This window comes from Bradyrhizobium sp., assembly GCF_030697065.1.
GTDB lineage: Bacteria > Pseudomonadota > Alphaproteobacteria > Rhizobiales > Xanthobacteraceae > Bradyrhizobium.
The window spans coordinates 26,984-46,305 of record NZ_JAUYQU010000216.1 but is presented as its reverse complement, the minus strand read 5'-3'; the positions used below and the strand labels follow the sequence as shown (position 1 = coordinate 46,305).

Genomic DNA, 19,322 nt, shown 5'->3' with positions numbered 1-19,322 from the left:
GAATGATGTTTCGATCCCCGCGGCGCTGCTGGCTGGTGTCATCAGCTTTCTGTCGCCCTGCGTGCTGCCGCTGGTGCCGCCCTATCTGATCTACCTCACCGGCGCGACCATCGAGCATGCCGCCAGTGACGAGACGAAAGCGGCCTCGCGGCGCGCGGTGATGATCTCAGCCGGCATGTTCGTGCTCGGCTTTTCCACCGTGTTCGTGGCGCTCGGCGCCAGCGCGTCGCTGATCGGAAGCCTGATCCGCGCCTGGTCCGCGGAGCTGTCGATTGTCGCCGGCATCGTCATCATCATCATGGGCCTGCATTTCCTCGGGCTGACCCGGATCGGCTTCATGATGCGGGAAGGGCGGTTGCCGATCCCCAAGCCGGTCGGCCTGTGGGGCGCCTATGCGATGGGGCTCGCCTTCGCGTTCGGCTGGACGCCCTGCATCGGGCCGATCCTGGCGGCGATCCTGTCGGTCGCCGCATCCGAGGCCACGGTGGCCAAGGGGGCGATGCTGCTCGCGGTCTATTCCGCCGGGCTCGGAATTCCCTTCCTGATCGCGGCGTTCATGGTTGAACAATTCTCCGCGCTGTTTGCGCGGATCAAGCGGCACCTCCTCCACGTCGAACGGGCGATGGGCGTGCTGCTGGTTGTCACCGGAATCGGCTTTCTGACCGGCGCGGTCACCAGCGCCAGCATCTGGCTGCTGGAAACGTTTCCGGCCTTGCAGAATTTCGGTTAGGGCACTGCCAACTTCTCAAGGCGAACGGGTGCAAAACCACTTACTCCAGCTCGATTTGGGTCTGAACCGACCGGACGATCCGCTCGAATGCAGCCTTGGCCGGAGAATCGTCGGTGAGCCACTCCATGGTCCAGTTCGGTCGTCCCTCCAATGGCGTGAACGTGGCGATTTCGTAGGCACCACCGGCGCGCGACAGTGACGCCTTGAGCGTCGGCTGGTCTTCAATCAAGGACCAGACTCTCGCTTCGATCTCGCGGCGGGCAGCTTTGACCGGGTGCAGTTCATACCTTCCCTGGAGTTCGCCGGCGATTGCGTTGAGGCAGGTGTAGCAGGCCACCGATACCTTGTTGTCCTTGCCGGCTATTCCAAAGCCCCAATTGGCATCGGGGCGGGGCGTGGGGCCGAAGATGAAAAGATCTTCCAGTTCGCTGCACACTTCGTGCTTGCGGGCGGCCGCCAGCATCATCTGGCGCAATTCCTCCTCGTTCCTGCGTTCCTTCGTCAAGTTGGATCTCCTGCTGCGCAACAAGGTTGGGACGCGCCTGATACCGATCGGCGGCGGAGGCCATGGCCTTTCTTCAGCCGATGTCAACGCTCGCGCCCTGCAAGGGACCGCTGTTTTCAAGCCGAAGCGCCACGGCTGCCAAGCGTCGCCAGAGCCTGGCAATGGCAATTTAGGTGTTGTGTAGTACAAACGTCCGGGCGCGCACCCGATGGCGCGTCCGGACGTGGGGTAGCGTCAGCCGTTGCGATTGATCGCGATACGGCGGACGTTGCTCTTCGCTTCGGCGGACTTCGGCACCGTGATGCTCAGAACGCCGTTCCTGAACGTGGCCGTAGCCTTGTCCTCATCGACGTCATCAAGCGGAATCCGCCGTTCGAAGCGGCCGTAGTACCGCTCGCTGAAACGGCGGTCCTTGTCTTCCGTTTCCGATCGTTTCTCGCCCGAAATCGAAAGGACGCCGTTGGCGACTTCGAGGCTGACTTCCTTCTCGTCCAGACCGGGCAGTTCGGCGGTGATGCGCACTTCCTTGTCGGTCTCGTCGATGTCGATCCGGGGCCAGCCCGCCCCGTTCAGTGCCCCCGTCGATCCGAACGGTGCAACATCAAACCCGCGAAACACATCATCGAACAATCGGTTCATTTCGCGATGCAACGCAAAGAACGGATGCACGTCGGTGCCGCGCTGACTGCCGACCTCGCGTCCCCTGCTGCTCCATGGGATCAGATCCTTGATAGCCATGCTTGTTTTCCTCATTCACGTGGCTTCCGCCGCGAACGCGTCCGCCGCGGAAGCTGGCTATTTGAAAGGTTCGATCGCGGTCAGGCCGCCTTGCCGTCGATCTGGCGGACGTTGGAAACCGATGCGCCGTCGATCGAAATACGCCGCGGCTTCATGGTCTCCGGAACCTCGCGGACCAGTTCGATTTGCAGCAAGCCGTTGTCAAACGCCGCGCCCTTGACCTGAACATAGTCGGCCAGGTTGAACTGCCGCTTGAAGGGTCGCGATGAAATTCCCTGGTACAGGAATTCGCGCTGCTGTTTTTCCGCCTTGCGGCCTTCGACCGTCAGCACGCTTTGTTCGGCGGTTATCGCGATTTCGTCGGGCGAGAAACCGGCGACCGCCAGCGAGATCTGGTAGCGGTCCTGAGCCAGTCGTTCGACGTTGCAGGGTGGATAGTTTTCGTCCGTACCGGTGTGCTGCGCGGCATCGACGAGGTCGAACAGGCGGTCAAATCCAATGGTCGACCGCCAAAGGGGAGAAAAGTCGTAGGTCGTCCTCATAGCCAAATCCTCCATTGAGCAAGATGGGTACGAGCAGGCACCGGACACCGCCGGCGCCCGTCTCAGCCGGACCCCCGAAGGGCGCCCGGGCCGCCGAAGGCGGCACGATGAAAATTAGAAAAAGCCCGTCGGGTTTCAAGAGGGACGCCGGCACTTTTTCGAAATTCGAAAGCGTGATCACGATTTTCGGTTCGATTGCGGTCGCCCCATCAATCGCGAAGGGCAATCAACTTCCCGGCCAGGCACGCGTAACCAACAGCCGTCCGTGTTGCCGTCTTGGCGCGGCACCGCCGCCGATATTGGCGGCGGTGCTTTCGCTGCCGTCACTCACGGCGCCCTAATTGGCGGGTGTCTTGCCGAATTGCGCTTCAGCATTCCCGAACTGATTGGTAGCCATGGCCGAGCTTTTCAGGATTGCCGGACCGTCGAAATCCCGCATCAAAAATGTGCCAATTCCCGGGCCGTTCGATTTTGCCCCAATGCCCATCCACGGCATGGTGTCGAGATAGGGGATAGGCGGGAGCGGAAGATCTTGCGAAAGTCTCGTCGCAGCCACTGCGGCGACGTCATTGTTGAATTCGCTCTCGCTCGCCACGGCGGTTTGGGGAGCCACGAGAGCGCCCGCGAGCACAAATGCGAACAGTCTTGCCGTCATGTCATCCTCCGTCATTGTTGCGTCGGGCTCATCCCCCGCGATCGGGATTTGCCGACTGGTCGCCGCAACGCTCAATCAGAAAAAATGTTCCGGCCAGGGCGGCTCCGCTCGCGGCCATAATATTCGCGACCATCAGGACGGTCATCGGGGGCGTAAACATCGGCGTCGTTCCGTCGCTTATGCAGCTTCGCGTTGCTGCGGGGCGGAAATAGGGGCGGTCGCCGCCTGTATCGCAGCCTTTACCTTCTGAAACGCGCGCGACTCGATTTGACGAATGCGTTCGCGAGATACGCCGTGCTCGGCGGCAAGTTCTTCAAGCGTCGCTGGCCGTTCCTTCAGCCTGCGCGCCACGAAGATACGGCGTTCACGGGCGTTAAGCGCCGCCACCGCTTCGTTCAAGGCCTGGCGGCGAGCGGCGGTCTCTTGCTCGTCGGCCAGCGTGGATTCCCGGTCCGGCGCGGGATCGACCAGCCAATCCAGCACCTGGCCGGCTTCACCATCGTCACGGACCGGAAGGTTCAAGGAGACGTCGCCCTGCAGGCGCCGGTTCATTTCAACGACCTCCCGTTCAGCCACCTTGAGATGCCCGGCTATCCGGCGGACCTGCTCCGGCCGCAGATCGCCGTCCTGGAGCGTCGCGATCGCTCCCTTCGCGCGCCGCAGCTTGAAGAACAGCCTCTTCTGGCTGGAACTGGCTGCGATCTTCACCAGCGACCAGGATCGAAGGATGTACTCCTGGATCGTGGCCCTGATCCACCACACCGCATAGGTGGCAAGGCGGACACCCCGTTCCGGATCGAACCGCTTCACGGCCTGCATCAGGCCAATGTTGCCCTCGGACACGATTTCCGAGACCGGAAGACCGTAGCCGCGATAACGCATCGCGATCTTGGCGACGAGCCTCAGATGGCTGGTGACAAGCCGGTACGCGGCGTCGCGGTCCTGCTCTTCGCGCCAACGCCTCGCGCAGGCGAGTTCTTCGTCCGGCCTGAGCATGGGAAATTTGCGGATCTCGGTCAGATATTTCGACAATCCGGCGTCGACCGTGAGCGCCGGCAGACCAGCAGCGTTAAGCATTCTTGAACACCTCATTGGCGCAGGAAACATGACGCGGTTCAACAGGGCGATTGGCGCGATCCATCGAACCAGCTCTCGGACTGCTTAAGGCTCGGTTTGGATGTTGGGTACGGCTGTCGGCCCGGCGCTGCTCGGGAAATTGCTGCCGTCTGCATCTCGGGTAACATCGACCGGACCGAAAAGGTCGTCGAAGCCCGGTAACGACCGCCACCAAGCGGTCAGATCGCAAGTCCTCATAGCCAAATCCTCCAAAGAGCAAGATGGGTACGAGCAAACGCCGGACACCCCCGGCGCCCGTCTCCACCGGGCCCCCGAAGGGCGCCCGGAACCGCCTGTGGCGGCACGCACAAAACTAGCAAATCGCGTTTTGGTTTCAAGGAGGGGGCAGGTGTTTTGAGGCAGAAAAATCCTCATCGTTTCTGCAATCCCGGCGAGTCGTGTGATCCCGCACGATTGATCTTGTGCGCGGACCGCGCGACACTCCGGTCATGATGCGGAGTGCGATGTGGAAGGACCATGCTTTCCTGCCCTATGTCTGGGCCATATCGATCTATCTGTGTTCGCGGGTGGTGGTCGCACTCGGACTGGTGTTCTCACGAAAATACCTGCCCATCACGGCGGCGGACTGGTCTGCGGGACCGTTCTGGTACCACCAATTGCTGCAATGGGATTCGGAATGGTATTTCAAGATCGCAACCGAGGGATACCGGTATAACGGCGATCCGACCATTCAACAGAATGTCGTGTTCTACCCGCTATATCCGCTGCTCTCGCGGGGTCTCGCGGCGATCAGCGGCCTGTCGCCCGCCGATTCACTGCTGCTGGTGGCCAACGTCGCGGGACTGTTGGCGGTGGTCGCTCTTTTCAAGCTGGTTCGCGAGGAATTCGGCGACCGGCTCGCTCTCGCCACCGTCGCACTGCTCAGCTTCTTTCCGACCTCGGTCTTGCTGTCGGCCGGGTATACCGAGCCTCTGCAGTTGCTCCTGATCGTTGCGTTTTTTCTTGTGTTGAAGCAGGGGCGCTATCTGTCGGCAGCGCTGCTTGCGGGCCTCGCGGTGGCCGACCGGTCAACGGGCATTGTGCTGCTGCCCGTCCTGCTCTGGGAGATGTGGCGCAATCGCGATCAGAGGCCGTTCCTTGCGGTCCTCTTGCCGTGCGTCGTTCTCGCGACGTCCGGCCTCTGGCTGTTCATGATCTATCTCTGGAGCCAGTTCGGGGATCCGTTCGTCTTCGCCGAAGGGCAGACCGCTTTCCACCGGGAAACGACCATGGCTGCGCGGATAATTGCGGCACTCAAGCTCGAACCGTTCACCCGGATGACCCTCAATGACTGGAATCCATGGGGACAAGACAGCTGGTTTACGCTGCTGTTCATTGTCCTGATCGCCGTGGGTGCGTTTCGGCTGCGCTCTTCATGGACACTGTTCGCCATGGGCGTGTTGTTGCTGCCATATCTGACACTCAGCGGCGGGCCGGCAGGCTTCGTGTCGATGGGCCGGTTCAATCTGGTTTCGTTTCCCCTGTTCGTCGTGTTGGCCGATTTGTTGCTGCGGGCGAAATGGCTGCTGGCCGGCGTGATCGGGCTTCTCGGTGCAGCCCTGCTCATGAACACCGCGTTGTTCGCCCGCAGGATCTGGATCGGGTGAAAAACTACCGCTTCTCGATTTTCGTGATGGTCTTCGTCCCGCCCGTTTCGCTGACCGAGAAAGTAACCCGGTCGCCGGCGTGCAGTGTCGTCAGCATGCCGGCTTGAACCTTGAATTGCTCCGCCGCGCCGCCGGTGTTCGCTCCAACCGTGGCGTTCTCGGTGCCGCTTGGCACCGGCTGAATGGTAATGGTCCCGCTGATCCGATTGAGCATGGTGATCGTTCCGGTACGCGCTTCCTGGGCCCACGTCGCCGAACCGATCATCGCCAGCATGGCACCCGCCAATAACGTTTGTGTGAATCTCATCGCGATCTCCCGGATTTCGTGCATTCGACGTTAAGTTCCGGCGGCCGGATTTTGTTCCCGGCCTCGAGGCCAGAATGCCCTATTCCAGCGTGCAGGTCACCGTGCAGACAACGCCGCGGGGCAGAAAATCGACGGTAGCCTCGCCGCCGAGCTGGTCGCGGGCGCTGCGCTCGATCAGCCGCGAACCGAAGCCACGCTGCACCGGCGCTGTGACGTGCGGCCCGCCGGATTCCGTCCAGATCAACCTCAATTGCCGTTTGGCGTCTTCCGCGATCACCTCCCAGTCCAGCGCAACCTTGCCGCTGTCGTTCGACAGCGCGCCGTATTTGGCGGCGTTGGTCGCGATCTCGTGCAGGATCATCGACAGCACCACGGCAAGCCGTGGCGACAGCGGCACGTTCGGGCCGGAGATTCGCAGCCGCTCCGGCGTGCTGAGCAGATAGGGCTGCAGCACACGGCCGACGACATCCTTGAGTTCCGAGCCCTCCCACTTTTCCTTGCTGAGAAGGTTGTGCGCTTCCGCCAGCGCCCCGAGACGTCCCTCGAATTTCTCGCGCTCGACCCTGCTGGCGCTGCGAAAGGTCTGCGTGGCGATCGCCTGCAGGATCGCCAGCGTATTCTTGACGCGATGATTGAGCTCTTCGATCAACAGATCGTGCAGCATCTCGCCCCGGGCGATCGCCCTCGCCATCCGCACCGCGAAGGCGAGGCCGATCAGCAGCAGGAGGCCGCCGATCACGCTGGTGATGGCGAGGTTGCGCAACAACGGGCCGACCAGCGAGCTCTCCGCGATCCCGGCGGCCACCGTCCAGCCGGTGAGCGAGGAGCGTGCAAAGCTCGTGATCAGCGGCACGCCTTCGAGCGACACCGTCGGCACGGTGGTTTCCGGTGCGCGCTGCATCGCGGCGTACAGCGTCGGCGAGGCGCGTTTGCCGACGGTTTCCTGCGGATTGGGAACACGCGCGAAGTTGATGCTGTCGCGGTCGAAGATCGAGATCGTCCAGGCCTGGCTCGGACGCTGCTTCTCGATGAGTGCCTGGAAGATCTCGATCGGCGGACTGAAAGAAAGGACACTGACGACCTCGCCGTCGCGAAGCACCGGCACCTCGATCGTCACGATCAGCCGTTTCTTTACTTCGTCGATGAACAGGCTGGAGTATTGCGTGCTCTTGGTTGCGAATGCCTTCTCGACGACGTCGCGATGGTTGCGCGGCGGAAGGCTCGCTGTATCCGCCGTGACCGAGGAAAACAGCTGACGGCCGTCGCGGTCGGCTACCAGCACGACGCCCTCCTTGCCATATCGCTCGAGAAAGCTGGTGGCGATGGGGCGGAAGCCGTCGAAATCGCGGTCCCGCAGCGCGTTGGTCAGCGCCATCACCCGGAGCCCGCCGGTCATCCGCTGCATTTCGGCGTCGAGAACCAGCCGGATGCTGCGTACCGTTTCCAGCACGCGCTGCGTCGCGGCCCGGCGGTCCTGTTCGTAGTTATAGAAAACGAGGCCAACCGCGAAGATGATCAGCGGCAGCGTTGTTCCCGCGACCAGCAGGACGAGACGCACTGGCAAGGAGAGTTTCGGCACGCGGATTCCGGCTGATGACGTCCGGCGCGAAAGCGCCTGATGCGCCGAGCATAGGAGAAGCGTTGGAAACGCGCCAGCGGAAGCCGGGTTCCATGGTGCCTTGAACGCCCGGCCTGCTGCTCAGAGGTTGCTGTCGGTGATGGCGGAATAGACCATGGTGCGCAGTTCACGCCGGATCGGATAGGCGCTCGACGGCAGCACCTGGGTCATGAAGATGGCGATCAGTTCTTCCGCGGGATCGATCCAGAACGATGTCGTCGCCGCTCCGCCCCAGGAATATTCACCGGCGCTGCCGGGAATCAGCGTTTGCGCCGGGTTCATGGTGACGGAGAAGCCGAGGCCGAAGCCGATGCCGTTGTAGGTCGCCTCCGAGAACAGCGAGCGCGACATCGCCGGCAGGTCGCAGCCGCCGGGCAGGTGATTCGACGTCATCAGCGCCAGCGTCTTCGGACCGAGCAGCCGGACGCCGCCGAGTTCGCCGCGGTTCAGCAGCGCGCGGCAGAAGGTGAGATAGTCGGCGGCGGTCGAGCACAGCCCGCCGCCACCGGAAACGAACGACGGCGGCGACAGGAACGAACTCGTGGTGGGGTCGTCCTGCAGTGTCAGGCCGGCCTTGAGATCGGTGCCCGGGGAGGTCATGCCGAGCTTCGCGTCGGCCGAATAGCAGGCCGCGAAGCGACCCGCCTTGCCGGCAGGTACATGAAAATCGGTATCGGTCATCCCGAGCGGATCGAAGATGCGCTCCTTCAGGAACTGCTCGAACGGCATGCCGCTGATCAGGCCTACGAGGTATCCGACTACGTCGGTGGAGACGGAATAATTCCAGCCCTCGCCGGGAGAGAACTCCAGCGGAATTTTCGCGAGGTCGTCGATCATCGACCGCAGCGTGCCTGACTTGACGACCTCGCCGATCTTCATCTCGCGATAGGCGGCATCGACATTGGAGCGCTGCTGGAAGCCGTAGGTCAGTCCGGACGTGTGCCGCAGCAGGTCGACGATCAGCATCGGCCGTGACGGCGGCCTGGTCAGGAAGGCCGGCGCGGTGCCGGCCTGGAACACGCCGAGGTTCTTCCACTCCGGGATGTATTTGTGCACGGGCTCGTCGAGCGCGACGCGGCCTTCCTCGACCAGCATCATGAAGGCCACCGACGTGATCGGCTTGGTCATCGAATAGATCCGGAAGATGGTGTCGTCCCTGACCGGCACCTTGCGCTCGAGGTCGGCAAAACCCTGCACCGCGCTGTGCACCACCTTGCCGCGGCGGTAGACCAGAATCTGCGACCCCGGAAAGCGGCCGGCGTCGATGTAGCGGTGCTTCAGATGCGCATCGATGCGGTCGAAGCCGGCCTTGGACATGCCGGCGGATTCGGGCGAGGCGGGGGTCGGGGCTAACATCGGGGTCTCCGGGGCTGTCGCGGTCCGCCTTGATAGCCGAAAATGGCACGTCGTTCCAAGCGTCGCCTGCTTACCCCGGGCGGGCGGCTGGTGTAGGCTTCGCCCGTCACACGCGCCGCCGCAGGACAGCCCGACATGCCGCAATTCAACGACACCGAACTGACCGCCGCCGTCATCAAGAGTTTCGAGGAGACGCCGGACCCGCGGGTCAGGTTCCTGATGGAAGAACTGGTGAAGTCGCTGCACGACTACGTGCGCAAGACCGATCTCTCCTTCGACGAATGGGGCTACGCGATCGATTTTTTGACCCGCACCGGCCAGAAATGCTCGTCGAGCCGGCAGGAGTTCATCCTGCTGTCCGACGTGCTCGGGGTGTCGATGCTGGTCGACGCCGTCAACCATCGCGAGCGCGAGGGCGCGACCGAGACGACGGTGCTGGGGCCGTTCTATGTCGGCGAACACCGACCGATGCCGCACGGCACCGATGTCTCCTCCGAACTCGAGGGCGAACGGATGTTCGTGCAGAGCCGCGTCACCGACCTCGCGGGCAAGCCGCTGGCGGGCGTCCCGGTCGACATCTGGCACGCCGACGATGACGGCTTCTACGATTCGCAAAAGCCGGATTACGAGACCCGGGGTCCGTCATCGCGGGCGCGCTTCATCACCGACGCCGATGGCCGGTTTTTCTTCCGCACCATCCTGCCGTGTAGTTATCCGATTCCGACCGACGGTCCGGTCGGGGAAATGATCCTGCAGACCCGTCGCCATCCGATGCGGCCGGCGCATGTGCATTTCCTCGTCGACGCGCCCGGCTACGAGCCGCTGGTCACGCATGTCTTCATCGAAGGCGACAAATACCTCGATACCGATGTGGTGTTCGGGGTGAAGGACGAACTGGTCGCCAGGATCGAAAAGCGCAGCGATGCGCTGATGCCGGACGGCAAGCCGGCGCCCGCGCCATGGCATTTGATGACCTATGAGTTTCGCATGAAGCCGGGCAAGGGAACGGCGCCGAAGCCAATGCTGGCCGTAGCCGAAGACGCCTAGGAATCGTCGGCCTGGAGGCTTGCTCAATCTTTGTGCGGCGCACAAGAAATGAGCGAATCGCAAATTTTCGATGCGGGTGTCCAGCTCGGCGCCTCCAGATTGAACTCACAAGCATCTGACTGACATACGATTTTTTCGTCGCACCGGCTTGGCACGAAGCTTGAATAGCTGGTGCCGACGCCATTGATGCCGTCCCTCGAAACCAATCATCCGAATTGTGAAACCGCCAGACCGGGGCCTCCCCGGAGCGTGCCTCCGTGCGCTTCCAGCGGTGACACCTGACGAACGGCCCAACCGACGCAAAGGACGCCAGCGCCCATGACGAAGCCGACCGACCAGACCTCCCGCCGCGGCATCAGCCGCCGTCAGATCCTGAAAGCCACCGCGGGTACCGCAGCCCTGCTCGCCGCCGCCAGGCTGAACTTCCCCGCCGGCGCCTTCGCGCAGGGTGCGGGTCCCGAAGTCAAGGCCGCCAAACTCGGCTTCATCGCGTTGACCGACGCGGCGCCGCTGTTCGTCGCCAAGGAAAAGGGCATGTTCGCCAAATACGGCATGCCCGACGTCGAAGTGCAGAAGCAGGCTTCCTGGGGCACCACGCGCGACAATCTCGTGCTCGGCTCCGAAGGCAACGGCATCGACGGCGCGCACATCCTCACCCCGATGCCGTATCTGATCTCTTCCGGCAAGGTGACGCAGAACAACCAGCCGACCCCGATGTACATCCTGGCGCGGCTCAATCTGAACGGCCAGTGCATTTCGGTCGCCAAGGAATACAGCGACGTCAAGGTCGGCGTCGACACCGCGCCGTTCAAGGTCGCGCTGGACAAGAAGAAGGCCTCCGGCAAATCGATCAAGGCCGCGATGACTTTCCCGGGCGGCACCCACGATCTGTGGATCCGCTACTGGCTCGCGGCCGGCGGCATCGATCCCGACAAGGACATCGAAACCATCGTGGTGCCGCCGCCGCAGATGGTGGCCAACATGAAGGTCGGCACCATGGATTGCTTCTGTGTCTGCGAGCCCTGGAACCTGCAGTTGATCCACCAGAACATCGGCTACACCGCGATCACGACCGGCGAACTCTGGGCCAAGCATCCGGAAAAATCCTTTGGCATGCGCGCCGCCTATGTCGACAAGTACCCGAAGGCGGCCAAGGCGCTGCTGATGGCAGTGATGGAAGCGCAGCAGTGGTGCGAGAAGCCGGAAAACCGTGACGAAGTCGCGGCGATCTGCGCCAAGCGCCAGTGGATCAATTGCCCGGTCAACGACGTCACCGATCGCGTCAAGGGCAAGTTCGACTACGGCACCGGCAGGGTGGTCGAGAACAGCCCGCACGTCATGAAGTACTGGGCCGATCACGCTTCCTACCCGTTCCAGAGCCACGATCTCTGGTTCATGACCGAGGACATCCGCTGGGGCAAATTCGAGCCCGGCTTCGATTCCAAGGCGCTGATCGCCAAGGTCAATCGCGAAGACCTCTGGAAGGATGCGGCGAAGGAACTGGGCGTCGCCGCCGCCGACATCCCCGCCTCCAAGTCGCGCGGCAAGGAGACCTTCTTCGACGGCAAGGTGTTCGATCCGGAAGATCCGGCGGCGTATCTGAAGTCCCTTTCCATCAAGCGTGTCGAGGTCTGATCCAGGCGGGGCCGCACGCGCGGCGTGCGGCCCGCCCATCGAACATGGAGAACCACTCCCGATGAATATGCATGCCCTGAAGACCGAACCCGATGCGGCGGCGGTTGCGCCTGCCATCGTGACCGCCGCGGCTCCGGTCGTCGCGATGACGCCGAAGCGACAGCCTCGCGCCGAGAAGTACATCAAGATGGCGCAGGAATCCGCGGTGCGCGTGGTGCCGCCGCTGATCGTGCTCGCGCTCCTGATCCTGTTCTGGGAACTGGTCTGCCAGCGCGCCGGCTCGACGCTGCCGCCGCCTTCGCGGGTATTGCAGGAAACCAAGGAACTGATCCTGGATCCATTCTACGACCGCGGCGGCATCGACAAGGGCCTGTTCTGGCACATGTACGCCAGCCTGCAGCGCGTCGCGCTCGGCTATTCGCTGGCGGCGATCGCCGGCATCGCGCTCGGCACCCTGGTCGGCCAGTCGGTCTGGGCGATGCGCGGACTCGATCCGATCTTCCAGGTGCTGCGCACCATTCCGCCGCTGGCCTGGCTGCCGCTGTCGCTGGCGGCGTTCCGCGACGGCCAGCCCTCGGCGATCTTCGTGATCTTCATCACCTCGATCTGGCCGATCATCATCAACACCGCGGTCGGCATCCGCAACATTCCGCAGGATTACCGCAACGTCGCCGCAGTCGTTCAGCTCAACCCGCTGGAATTCTTCTGGAAGATCATGATTCCGGCGGCGGCGCCCTACATCTTCACCGGCCTGCGCATCGGCATCGGCCTGTCCTGGCTCGCCATCGTGGCGGCGGAAATGCTGATCGGCGGCGTCGGCATCGGCTTCTTCATCTGGGATGCCTGGAACTCGTCGCATATCAGCGAAATCATCCTGGCGCTGTTCTACGTCGGCATCATCGGCTTCGTGCTCGACCGCATCATCGCGGGCATGGCGCAGATCGTCACCCGCGGCACCGCGCTGAACTGAAGGAATAGCTCATGCAGGCCTATCTGAAGCTCGATCATATCGACAAGGTTTTCACCCGCGGCAACACCTCGACCGAAGTGCTGAAGGACATCAGCCTGACGATCGACAAGGGCGAGTACGTCTCGATCATCGGGCACTCCGGCTGCGGCAAGTCCACGCTGCTCAACATCGTCGCCGGCCTCACCACCACCACGATGGGCTGCGTGCTCTTGGAAAACCGCGAGGTCAACTCGCCGGGTCCGGATCGCGCGGTCGTGTTCCAGAACCACAGCCTGCTGCCCTGGCTCACGGTCTACGAAAACGTCCGGCTCGGCGTCGACAAGGTGTTCGCTTCGAGCAAGACCCGCAGCGAGCGCGACGCCTGGACCATGCACAATCTCAATCTGGTGCAGATGGCGCATGCCAAGGACAAGCGTCCCTCGGAAATCTCCGGCGGCATGAAGCAGCGCGTCGGCATCGCGCGTGCGCTGGCGATGGAGCCGAAGGTGCTGCTGCTGGACGAACCGTTCGGCGCGCTCGATGCGCTGACCCGCGCCCATCTGCAGGATTCGGTGATGGCGCTGCATCAGAAGCTCGGCAACACCATCCTGATGATCACCCACGACGTTGACGAAGCCGTGCTGCTGTCGGACCGCATCGTGATGATGACCAACGGGCCGAGCGCGCGCATCGGGGAAGTGCTCGACGTGCCGCTGGCGCGTCCGCGCAAGCGGCTCGAGCTCGCGACCAATGCCGGCTACCTGAAATGCCGCCAGCGCGTGCTCGAATTCCTCTATGAGCGGCATCGATTCGTCGAGGCGGCATAAGCCGTTGCTTCTCTCGCGAACCTTGTAGTGAACGAATGTTTGCCCGGCGCGACCAAGAGGTTCTGCTTTAACCCATTTGGAGAGATGAATGAATTCGACGCAGGTGAAACTGGTTCAGGAGAGTTTTGCAAAGGTGGTCCCGATCTCGGAAGCCGCGGCAGCAATCTTCTACGATCGCCTGTTCGAGGTCGCCCCGGCGGTGAAGGCGATGTTTCCGGACGATATGAGCGGACAGCGCAAGAAGCTGATGATGATGCTGGCCGCCGTGGTGAACGGCCTCGGCAATCTGGAGTCGATCCTGCCTGCCGCCAGCGCGCTGGCGAAGCGCCACGTCGATTACGGCGCCCGGCCGGAGCACTACCCCGTGGTCGGCGGCGCCCTGCTGTGGACGCTGGAAAAGGGACTCGGCGAGGCCTGGACACCCGATGTCGCCGAGGCATGGACCGCGGCCTACGGGACGTTGTCCGGCTACATGATTTCAGAAGCATATGGCCGCGCGCAAGCCGCCGAGTAAGGATGCGATGTGAGCGAACCGCTGGTCATCGTCGGCAATGGAATGGCGGCGGCGCGTCTGGTCGACGAACTGTCGAAGGCGGCGCTCGGCCGTTATGCCATCGCGGTGATCGGGGAGGAGCCGCGGCTCGCCTACAACCGCGTGCTGCTGTCGTCGGTGCTGGCGGGCGAGACTGCCTCGCATGACATCGAATTGCGGCCGGCGTCATGGTGGCGCGACCGCGGGGTTACCCTGAAATACGGCTGCGCCGCCACCGGGATCGACGTCGGCCGCCGCGAACTCAAGATCGACAATGACGAGAGCATCGCGTTTTCCAAACTGGTGCTGGCCACCGGCTCGACGCCGCTGCGGCTCAACGTGCCCGGCGCCGAGCTCGCGGGCGTACATACTTTTCGCGACAGCCGGGACGTCGACCTGTTGCTGACGCTGGCGGCGCAAAGGAAGCGCGTGGTCGTGATCGGCGGCGGATTGCTCGGGCTGGAAGCGGCCTACGGCCTCGCCAAGGCCGGCGCGGCGGTGACCCTGGTTCACCTGATGGACCGGCTGATGGAGCGCCAGCTCGATGCGCCGGCGGCCGAGCTCCTGAAGTCGCTGGTCGAGCTCAAGGGCATCACCATCCTGCTCAATGCCAGCACCGCGCGGTTTCACGGCGAGACCCGCGTCGAAGGCGTCGAACTGGCCGACGGACGCCGGATCGACGCCGATGCGGTGATCTTCGCGGCCGGCATCCGCCCCAGCATCGCGCTGGCGAAGGAGGCCGGCATTGCCGTCAATCGCGGCATCGTGGTGGACGATGTCCTGCGGACCGGCGTGCCCGATATCTTCGCGCTCGGCGAATGCGCCGAGCATCGCGGCACCTGCTACGGCCTGGTCGAGCCCGCCTACGAGCAGGCGCGCGTTCTGGCGCGGCATCTGGCGGGCAGGCCGGCCGCCTATCATGGCAGCGTGGTCGCCACCAATCTGAAGGTCTCCGGCGTCAGCGTGTTTTCGGCCGGCGACTTCATCGGCGCCGACGGCAGCGAGGCTATCGTGCTCAACGACGTCAGGCACGGCACCTACAAAAAACTGGTGATATCGGACGGCCGGCTCACCGGCGCGGTGCTGGTCGGCGATGTCGCCGACGCGCTCTGGTACCTCGAACTGATCAGGGATCGCCAGCCGGTGCTGGGCATTCGCCGCCGCATGATGTTCGGCCGCTCGCTCGCGACGGCCTCGGAGGCGGCGTGATCCGGCAGCCGACATGACCGCGGTCGATCCCGCGCTGCCCGCTGTTCGCACCACCTGCGCCTATTGCGGTGTCGGCTGCGGCGTCGTGGCGACGCCCGACGGCAGCGGCGGTGCGGCGATCTCGGGCGATCCCGAGCATCCCGCCAATTTCGGCCGGCTGTGCTCGAAAGGTTCGGCGCTCGGCGAAACCCTCGGGCTCACGGACCGGCTGCTCCATCCGATGATCCGCTGCAGCAAGGGCACCATGGAGCGGGTGGCCTGGAGTGACGCGCTCGACCATGTCGCGCATCGCTTCGCGCACATCATCAAGCGCGACGGTCCGGACGCGGTGGCGTTCTATCTGTCCGGGCAGCTTCTCACCGAGGACTATTACGTCGCCAACAAGCTGATGAAGGGATTCATCGGCAGCGCCAATGTCGACACCAATTCGCGGCTGTGCATGGCCTCCTCGGTCGCCGGCCACCGCCGCGCCTTCGGCGCCGACACCGTGCCCGGCTGCTATGACGATCTCGACCAGGCCGACCTGCTGGTGCTGGTCGGCTCCAACGCGGCGTGGTGCCATCCGGTGCTGTACCAGCGCATGGTCGCCAACAAGCAGAAGCGCGGCGCGCGCATCGTCGTGATCGATCCGCGCCGCACCGATACGTCGGGGGATGCCGACCTGTTCCTGGGCCTCAAGCCCGGCACCGACACCGCGCTGTTCTCCGGGCTGTTGGCGCATCTGGCCGACCACGGCGCGCTGGATACCGGCTATATCTCGCGGCATACCTCGGGTTTCCAGGAGGCGCTGGCGCGGGCGCGGGTCATGGCCGGCAGCGTCGGCGCGACCGCCCTGGCGACCGGCCTCGCCGAACGCGATGTCGCGGACTTCTTCCGGCTGTTCGCCACCATGCCGCGCGTGGTGACGCTCTATTCGCAGGGCGTCAACCAGTCGGCGCAGGGCACCGACAAGGTCAATGCCATCATCAATTGCCACCTCGCCACCGGGCGCATCGGCCAGCCCGGCGCGTCGCCGTTCTCGCTGACCGGTCAGCCCAATGCGATGGGCGGGCGCGAGGTCGGCGGGCTCGCCAACCAGCTCGCCGCCCATATGGGCTTCACGCCGCCCGACATCGACCGCGTCCGCCGGTTCTGGAAAGCGCCGCGCATCGCCACGCACGAAGGGCTGAAGGCGGTCCAGATGTTCGAGGCGATCGCCCGCGGCGAGATCAAGGCGCTGTGGGTGATGGGCACCAATCCCGCGGTGTCGCTGCCGGACGCCGACGCAGCCCGCGCCGCGCTGAAGAAGCTCGAACTGTTCGTGGTCTTGGAGAATGTGCGTTCCAACGACACCGTGAACGCCGGCGCGCATGTGCTGCTGCCGGCGCAGGCCTGGGGCGAGAAATCCGGTACGGTGACCAATTCGGAACGCCGCATCTCGCGGCAGCGGGCGTTTCTCGAGCCCCCCGGTGAGGCCAGGCCGGATTGGTGGATCGTTGCCGAAGTGGCCAAACGGCTCGGATTCGGCGCGGCGTTCGACTTCAATTCCGCGGCCGACGTGTTCCGCGAACACGCCGCATTGTCGGCGTTCGAGAATGCCGGCGGCCGCGATTTCGACATCGGCGCGCTGAAGTCGCTGTCGGACGAGGCGTTCGACGCGCTCGCGCCGGTGCAATGGCCGACGCGGCTGGACTCCAGCCAGCCGCAACGGCGGTTCTTTGCCGATGGCGGCTTCTTTACCAACGACTTCAAGGCGCGCTTCGTGGCGCCGGAAATCCCGGCGCTGCGCAGTGTCACCACGGCCGCCCGGCCGCTGCGGCTGAACACCGGCCGCATCCGGGATCAATGGCACACCATGACGCGCAGCGGCCAAAGCCCGCAGCTCGGTCAGCATCTGCCGGAACCGTTCGTCGAGGTGCATCCCGACGACGCCCTGAAATTCGGCGTGGCCCATGACAGCTTCGCGCGGATCACCACCGATTACGGCCAATGCACGCTCAAGGTCGTCGTCAGCGAACGGCAGCAGCGCGGCATGCTGTTCGCGCCGATCCACTGGAGCGAGGCGACCGCCACGGCTTCGCGGGTCGGCGCGCTGGTGGCGCCGTTCACCGATGCGTTTTCCGGCCAGCCCGAGAACAAGGCGACGCCGGCGTCGATCGCGCCTTACGAATATGTGTTCCGGGGCTTTGCGCTGTCGCGCACGCCGCTGACCTTGCCCGGAAATGCGTGGTGGGCCCGCGTCGCGGTGCCCGGCGGCTACGGCTATCTGCTGGCCGACAATGCGGATCTTGCGGGATGGCAATCCTGGCTGCGCGCGGCGGCCGGCGACGATCTCGCCGAGTACAAGGATTTCGGCGGCGGCGTCTACCGCGCCGCTTCTTTTGCCGCCGACCGGATCGAAGCCTGTCTGTTCATCGGCCCGGCGCAGGACGCCGGCGACTGGAACGTGATCAAGCAGCTGTTCGCGGCAGGCCCGCTCGGTGACGAGCAGCGCCGCATGCTGCTGTCGGGTGAATCGACCGACGGGATCGCCAGCGCCGGGCCGATCGTCTGCGCCTGTTTCGGGGTCGGCCGCACCACGATTGTCGCGGCTATCGCGGCGGGGGCGGGGACCGCCGCCGAGATCGGCGCGCGGCTGAAAGCGGGCACCAATTGCGGCTCGTGCATTCCCGAGATGAAGCGGCTGATCGCGCAGGCGGGCGCGGCTGCGCGGACGGACTCGCAACACAAGGTGGCGATGGCCGCAAGCTGAGATGTAGCTTGGATGGAACGCTGCATAATCGGCCGCCGGAATCTTTCATCGCCCGGCTTTGGCTGGGCGATCCAGTACGCCGTGTCGTCTCGATCAGTTCGCTGACGCCTCTGGAATGCCGGATCACCCGATTTCGCGGGTGTTGACGGCTGGGGTAGTTCGACGAGGACTTTCACTTCCCGTTCGTCTAGGCTGAGGCTCGCTCGGTTAATTCGGCGAACGAGGCGATCTTGCAAACCAGAAAATTCGGCAACGCTCCCGACGTGTCCGTGATCGGGCAGGGCACCTGGTATATCGACCGCGGCGATCGCAAGCAGGCGGTTGCGGCGCTGCGTCGCGGTCTCGACCTCGGCATGGGTCACATCGACACCGCCGAGATGTATGGCGATGCCGAGCCGGTGGTCGCCGAAGCGATCGCCGGGCGGCGCGACGAGGTTTTCCTGGTCTCGAAGGTGCTGCCGGGCAACGCCTCGCGGCGCGGCACCATCACCGCCTGCGAGCGCTCGCTGGGGCGGCTGAAGACCGACCGGCTCGATTGCTATTTGCTGCACTGGCGCGGCGCCTATCCGCTTGATGAGACGGTTGCGGCGTTCGAAGAGTTGGTAGCCGCCGGCAAGATCCGCAGCTGGGGCGTCAGCAATTTCGACACCGACGATCTCAACGAACTGCTGGCGGTCGCGGGCAAGAACAAAATCGCGTGCAACCAGGTACTCTATCATCTGCAGGAGCGCGCCATCGAGCACGCGGTGATCCCGTGGTGCGAACAACACGCGGTCGCGGTGGTGGCCTATTCACCGTTCGGTCACAATGATTTTCCGTCCGCGCGCAGCAAGGAAGGTGCGTTGCTGCAGGGCATCGCCGACGCCCATGGCGTCTCACCGCGCCAGGTCGCGCTGGCGTTTCTGACGCGCCGGCCCTCGGTGCTCGCGATTCCAAAAGCCGGAACATCGCAGCATGCGGCCGACAATGCCGCCGCGGGCAATTTGGTGCTCGGCGAAAGCGACATCTCAGCCCTCGACACGGCGTTCCCGCGCGGCCCGAAACCGCGCGGCCTGCCGATGCTGTAGCGGAACACGGTTCTTAACAAAGTGTTACGGCGGCGCGCGCCCGACTACTGCGGCGCTTCGTGCGCAATCGCGCATATCGGCGTCCCGGTTTCGTGCCTTGTCGCGTCAACCCAATTGGCGTTGTTAGAGGTTCGCCCCGAATCGAAAATTA

The 19,322-nt window shown here is 64.0% G+C and carries 18 protein-coding genes; 10 read left to right on the top strand and 8 right to left on the bottom strand.

What is annotated here, in order from left to right; all coding sequences use genetic code 11:
* A partial coding sequence (locus tag Q8R73_RS17345; RefSeq protein WP_305720778.1) for a cytochrome c biogenesis CcdA family protein occupies window positions 1-730 on the top strand: 730 nt, incomplete at its 5' end.
* A 40-nt stretch (window positions 731-770) separates the two neighbouring features.
* Here the strand turns inward: Q8R73_RS17345 and Q8R73_RS17340 are convergent.
* The 5 genes from Q8R73_RS17340 to rpoH form a co-directional block, all read right to left on the bottom strand.
* The gene (locus tag Q8R73_RS17340; RefSeq protein WP_305720777.1) at window positions 771-1,235 is read right to left on the bottom strand and encodes a hypothetical protein; all 465 of its coding nucleotides are present in this window, start codon (window positions 1,233-1,235) and stop codon (window positions 771-773) included.
* Between the two features lie 234 nt (window positions 1,236-1,469).
* Window positions 1,470-1,973, bottom strand: a complete 504-nt coding sequence (locus Q8R73_RS17335) for an Hsp20/alpha crystallin family protein (RefSeq protein WP_305720776.1) — start codon at window positions 1,971-1,973, stop codon at window positions 1,470-1,472.
* 80 nt (window positions 1,974-2,053) lie between these two features.
* Window positions 2,054-2,515, bottom strand: coding sequence for an Hsp20 family protein (locus Q8R73_RS17330; RefSeq protein WP_305720781.1), 462 nt, complete (start codon window positions 2,513-2,515; stop codon window positions 2,054-2,056).
* Window positions 2,516-2,852: 337 nt separating this feature from the next.
* Complete coding sequence (locus Q8R73_RS17325) at window positions 2,853-3,170, bottom strand: hypothetical protein (RefSeq protein ID WP_305720775.1); 318 nt, start codon at window positions 3,168-3,170, stop codon at window positions 2,853-2,855.
* Window positions 3,171-3,347: 177 nt separating this feature from the next.
* A complete protein-coding gene (rpoH, locus tag Q8R73_RS17320; RefSeq protein ID WP_305720774.1) occupies window positions 3,348-4,247 on the bottom strand; it encodes an RNA polymerase sigma factor RpoH in 900 nt (299 codons plus the stop codon).
* 656 nt (window positions 4,248-4,903) lie between these two features.
* Here rpoH and Q8R73_RS17315 point away from each other — a divergent pair.
* Window positions 4,904-5,893: a mannosyltransferase family protein gene (locus Q8R73_RS17315; protein WP_305720773.1), complete on the top strand. Its 990-nt coding sequence runs from the start codon at window positions 4,904-4,906 to the stop codon at window positions 5,891-5,893.
* Window positions 5,894-5,897: 4 nt separating this feature from the next.
* Here Q8R73_RS17315 and Q8R73_RS17310 read toward each other — a convergent pair whose 3' ends face one another.
* From Q8R73_RS17310 to Q8R73_RS17300, 3 genes are all read right to left on the bottom strand, one after another.
* Window positions 5,898-6,224, bottom strand: a complete 327-nt coding sequence (locus Q8R73_RS17310; protein WP_305720772.1) for a copper-binding protein — start codon at window positions 6,222-6,224, stop codon at window positions 5,898-5,900.
* 55 nt (window positions 6,225-6,279) lie between these two features.
* Window positions 6,280-7,779: a sensor histidine kinase gene (locus tag Q8R73_RS17305; protein ID WP_305720771.1), complete on the bottom strand. Its 1,500-nt coding sequence runs from the start codon at window positions 7,777-7,779 to the stop codon at window positions 6,280-6,282.
* Between the two features lie 120 nt (window positions 7,780-7,899).
* A complete protein-coding gene (locus Q8R73_RS17300; protein WP_305720770.1) occupies window positions 7,900-9,174 on the bottom strand; it encodes a serine hydrolase in 1,275 nt (424 codons plus the stop codon).
* Window positions 9,175-9,309: 135 nt separating this feature from the next.
* Here Q8R73_RS17300 and Q8R73_RS17295 point away from each other — a divergent pair, with 135 nt between their 5' ends.
* The 8 genes from Q8R73_RS17295 (at window position 9,310) to Q8R73_RS17260 (ending at window position 19,171) form a co-directional block, all read left to right on the top strand.
* Entirely contained in the window at window positions 9,310-10,221 is a 912-nt protein-coding gene (locus Q8R73_RS17295) for an intradiol ring-cleavage dioxygenase (protein WP_305720769.1), read from the top strand.
* Between the two features lie 318 nt (window positions 10,222-10,539).
* Window positions 10,540-11,856, top strand: a complete 1,317-nt coding sequence (locus tag Q8R73_RS17290; protein WP_305720768.1) for a CmpA/NrtA family ABC transporter substrate-binding protein — start codon at window positions 10,540-10,542, stop codon at window positions 11,854-11,856.
* 61 nt (window positions 11,857-11,917) lie between these two features.
* Window positions 11,918-12,826 carry a nitrate ABC transporter permease gene (gene ntrB / locus Q8R73_RS17285; RefSeq protein WP_305720767.1) on the top strand — a complete coding sequence of 303 codons (909 nt, stop codon included), beginning with the start codon at window positions 11,918-11,920 and terminating at the stop codon, window positions 12,824-12,826.
* Window positions 12,827-12,837: 11 nt separating this feature from the next.
* On the top strand, window positions 12,838-13,632 hold the full coding sequence (locus Q8R73_RS17280; RefSeq protein ID WP_305720766.1) for an ABC transporter ATP-binding protein: 795 nt from the start codon (window positions 12,838-12,840) through the stop codon (window positions 13,630-13,632).
* Between the two features lie 88 nt (window positions 13,633-13,720).
* Window positions 13,721-14,146, top strand: a complete 426-nt coding sequence (locus Q8R73_RS17275) for a globin family protein (protein WP_305720765.1) — start codon at window positions 13,721-13,723, stop codon at window positions 14,144-14,146.
* A gap of 42 nt (window positions 14,147-14,188) precedes the next feature.
* Window positions 14,189-15,373 (top strand): NAD(P)/FAD-dependent oxidoreductase, encoded by a 1,185-nt coding sequence (locus Q8R73_RS17270; protein WP_305720780.1) that lies wholly within the window; start codon window positions 14,189-14,191, stop codon window positions 15,371-15,373.
* Window positions 15,374-15,386: 13 nt separating this feature from the next.
* Entirely contained in the window at window positions 15,387-18,104 is a 2,718-nt protein-coding gene (locus Q8R73_RS17265) for a nitrate reductase (RefSeq protein WP_305720764.1), read from the top strand.
* 230 nt (window positions 18,105-18,334) lie between these two features.
* Complete coding sequence (locus tag Q8R73_RS17260) at window positions 18,335-19,171, top strand: aldo/keto reductase (RefSeq protein WP_305720763.1); 837 nt, start codon at window positions 18,335-18,337, stop codon at window positions 19,169-19,171.
* Window positions 19,172-19,322 lie beyond the last annotated feature (151 nt).

Coding starts and splice junctions, on each gene's coding strand:
- Q8R73_RS17335 (WP_305720776.1), bottom strand. CDS start 1,973: ATGGCTATCAAGGATCTGATCCCATGGAGCAGCAGGGGACGCGAGGTC.
- Q8R73_RS17330 (WP_305720781.1), bottom strand. CDS start 2,515: ATGAGGACGACCTACGACTTTTCTCCCCTTTGGCGGTCGACCATTGGA.
- Q8R73_RS17325 (WP_305720775.1), bottom strand. CDS start 3,170: ATGACGGCAAGACTGTTCGCATTTGTGCTCGCGGGCGCTCTCGTGGCT.
- rpoH (WP_305720774.1), bottom strand. CDS start 4,247: ATGCTTAACGCTGCTGGTCTGCCGGCGCTCACGGTCGACGCCGGATTG.
- Q8R73_RS17310 (WP_305720772.1), bottom strand. CDS start 6,224: ATGCACGAAATCCGGGAGATCGCGATGAGATTCACACAAACGTTATTG.
- Q8R73_RS17300 (WP_305720770.1), bottom strand. CDS start 9,174: ATGTTAGCCCCGACCCCCGCCTCGCCCGAATCCGCCGGCATGTCCAAG.
- Q8R73_RS17295 (WP_305720769.1), top strand. CDS start 9,310: ATGCCGCAATTCAACGACACCGAACTGACCGCCGCCGTCATCAAGAGT.
- Q8R73_RS17290 (WP_305720768.1), top strand. CDS start 10,540: ATGACGAAGCCGACCGACCAGACCTCCCGCCGCGGCATCAGCCGCCGT.
- ntrB (WP_305720767.1), top strand. CDS start 11,918: ATGAATATGCATGCCCTGAAGACCGAACCCGATGCGGCGGCGGTTGCG.
- Q8R73_RS17280 (WP_305720766.1), top strand. CDS start 12,838: ATGCAGGCCTATCTGAAGCTCGATCATATCGACAAGGTTTTCACCCGC.
- Q8R73_RS17275 (WP_305720765.1), top strand. CDS start 13,721: ATGAATTCGACGCAGGTGAAACTGGTTCAGGAGAGTTTTGCAAAGGTG.
- Q8R73_RS17270 (WP_305720780.1), top strand. CDS start 14,189: ATGGCGGCGGCGCGTCTGGTCGACGAACTGTCGAAGGCGGCGCTCGGC.
- Q8R73_RS17265 (WP_305720764.1), top strand. CDS start 15,387: ATGACCGCGGTCGATCCCGCGCTGCCCGCTGTTCGCACCACCTGCGCC.